Here is a 2064-nt window from a genome sequence, read left to right on the forward strand (position 1 = left end):
TCAGCGGGGGTTTATTCGAGGAGTTCCGCGTACGAGCCCATGGCCAGGGCGATGTCCGCCTGGGCCCAGAAGCGGTGGTAGGTGAAGACGGGGGCGGCGCCGCCTGCGAGGTAGGCCTGGATCTTGGACCAGGCGGGGTCGTTCTTGTAGAAGGAGCGCAGGGAGGCGAAGGTGGAGGTGGAGTTGATGCTGTCGCCGTTCGGCATGGTGCCGGTGTAGTTGCTGGGGACGTAGACGGTGTCGTTGAAGCGGTTGTAGTCGGCGCGGGTTTCGGGGACGGCGATGCCCAGGGCGTCCTGGTCGTTGTTCCACATGCCGTCCAGGAGGGCCTTGGCGGTGGTCTTGGCCTGGGTGCTGCCGGATTTGGCGGCGTAGTAGGTCAGGGTCTTGGCGTAGGCGGCGGCCACGCCGACGTCGTCGGTGTAGTCGGCGACGGTGACGTGCAGGCCGGTGTTGGCGCCGGGGCTGGTGGCGTTCCAGGTGTCGGGCTGGCCGGACCACTGCAGGGTGGAGGGGATGCGGAAGGTGCCGTCGGGGTTGATCGTGGTCTTGGACAGTGCCCAGGTGACCCATTTGTCGAGGACGGCTTTGGCCTGGGTGCTGCCGGTCTGCTGGTAGTACTCGGCGACGCGTTCCATCGACCATGCCTGGAAGCCGAACCACTGGTTGGAGGGCGGGTCGTGGTAGACGGGCTGCTGGTCGTAGTACATGCCGTAGAAGGTCGAGGTGCCGGTGGGAGGTGTGGCGTAGCGGCCTGCCCAGCTGTTGGTGGCTCCGCCGGCGATGGCGCCTTCGTTTGACTGCAGCCAGCGGTAGAACTCCAGTTGCCGGCCCAGGGATGTGGCCCAGTCGGCTTGTCCGGTGGCGGATTTGGGCTTGAGGTCGGCGTTGTTGCTCAGGGCGTAGGCGGCCAGCGGGTTCTGGTAGCCGCCGTGGGTGTGGCTGGAGCCGATGCGCCAGGCCCAGCCGGCGCTGGTGTCGGTGGCGCCGCCCCAGGCGTAGTACCAGGACAGCAGGTAGTGCGAGGCGTCCTTGCCGGTCCCGGCCGGGCAGGTGGCCGGTCCGACGCAGTTGCCGACCTTCTTGAAGTACTTGTCGTACATGGCGTAGCGCAGGTAGTCGCCCATCTTGGCGGCCTTGCCGACGGTCGTGGAGACCTCGCTGCCCTTGCCCTGGGCCTTGGCCCACACGTCCGCCCAGTAGGCGGCCTGCACGGCTCGTGCGTCGGCGTCGGGGGCGTCGGTGAACTTCCACTGCTTGGCGTAGGAGGAGTCGCCGGTGAACAGGTCCAGGTAGCCGTTCTTCCCGCCGTACTTGAAGGCGTCGCAGGTCGGTTGCGGAACCGTTTCCCACACCGATTCCTGTGCGCCGCGCTGGAAGGTGTTGATGTAGGACGGTCCGGTGTCGGTGGGGCCGGCCTCGCACTTGCCGGGCGCGTTGCCGTAGCCGTACGTGTTGTCGACGTCCTGGAGCCAGTGCATGCCGTAGACGTCGTCGGTGCCGTAGGCGCTCTTCAGCTCACCTGCGATGGGGTCGGAGCCCACGGAGACGGAGGTGTCGAGTTTCGCCGGGTACTCGTTCGGCGTGTCCAGCTCGGGCGCGTACGTGGCCGGCTTGGAGGCGTTGTAGAACGAGTTGGTCGGCTGGTCGGCGTGGGTCGGGATCATGTACTTCTCCATGATCTGCCAGGCCCCGTTGAACTTGGACCAGTCGCCGGTGACCTTGCCGTACATGGCCTGAAGCCACAGCAGGTAGCTGTAGGCCTCCGACGTGGTCTCGTGGCCCTGGTCCGGGGCCTCGACGATCAGCGTCTCGACCGAGTGGTACGGGATGCCCTCGGGGGAGAAGTACCCGTTCGCCGGGTTGGTGATCTTGCCGTAGAGGTCCAGGAAACGGGCGTCGTAAGCCTTCGTCGCTCCCAGCTCCGTCACGGTGACCGAGGCCTTGGCGTGCCCCGGGGCCGACGACTCGAAGACGGCGGCTCCGGTGCCGGAGGCGTCGGCGGTGACGGTCACGTTCTGGGCGGTGCTCCAGTTCGACGGCGTGAACGTGAGGCTCGCGCCG

1 protein-coding gene is annotated in these 2064 nt (G+C 67.1%); it reads right to left on the reverse strand.

Features of this window, described 5'->3' with window-relative positions:
- Positions 1 to 11: 11 nt before the first annotated feature.
- On the reverse strand, positions 12 to 2064 hold a 2053-nt coding region (locus Sri02f_RS40905; RefSeq protein ID WP_109006331.1), incomplete at its 5' end, for a glycoside hydrolase family 48 protein.

The sequence above is a fragment of the Streptomyces rishiriensis genome, assembly GCF_003112535.1.
Taxonomy (GTDB): domain Bacteria; phylum Actinomycetota; class Actinomycetes; order Streptomycetales; family Streptomycetaceae; genus Streptomyces; species Streptomyces rishiriensis.